The following is a 547-nucleotide window of genomic DNA, read 5'->3' as shown; positions in this document are numbered from 1 at the left end:
TGTCCTTGTCCGTGAAGACTGGACACGATGCCATTGTATTGACCGACAAAGAGCGAATAATACAAATCGGGAATAACCTGCTGTCAAACGCTGTCAAGTTCACAGAAGAAGGCGGTGTTTCTTTGATTACTGAATATGACAATGGAGTTCTGACACTGGTCGTTGAAGATACAGGTACAGGCATGACAGAAGAGGAACAGAAACAAGCGTTCGGTGCGTTTGAACGTCTATCAAATGCCGCCGCAAAGGAGGGTTTCGGGCTTGGGCTTGCCATAATGCGTAATATTGTGTCGATGCTTGGCGGAACAATCCGTTTAGACAGCAAGAAAGGGAAAGGCAGTCGTTTCACAGTTGAAATTTCTATGCAGGAAGCTGAAGAACAGCTTGGATATACAAGCAATACACCTGTTTATCATAACAATAAATTCCATGATGTTGTCGCCATTGACAATGATGAGGTATTACTTCTGATGCTGAAAGAGATGTATTCCCAAGAAGGAATACACTGCGACACTTGCACCGATGCTGCGGCACTGATGGAAATGAT

Annotated in this window: 1 protein-coding gene; it reads left to right on the top strand. The window is 44.2% G+C overall.

What is annotated here, in order from left to right; genetic code table 11:
• On the top strand, positions 1-547 hold a 547-nt coding region (locus HPS54_RS12815), incomplete at both ends, for a hybrid sensor histidine kinase/response regulator (protein ID WP_172345777.1).

Source organism: Xylanibacter caecicola (assembly GCF_013166515.1).
In the GTDB taxonomy this organism is placed as follows: Bacteria; Bacteroidota; Bacteroidia; order Bacteroidales; family Bacteroidaceae; genus Prevotella; species Prevotella caecicola.
This window is presented reverse-complemented; position numbering and strand designations above follow the sequence as displayed.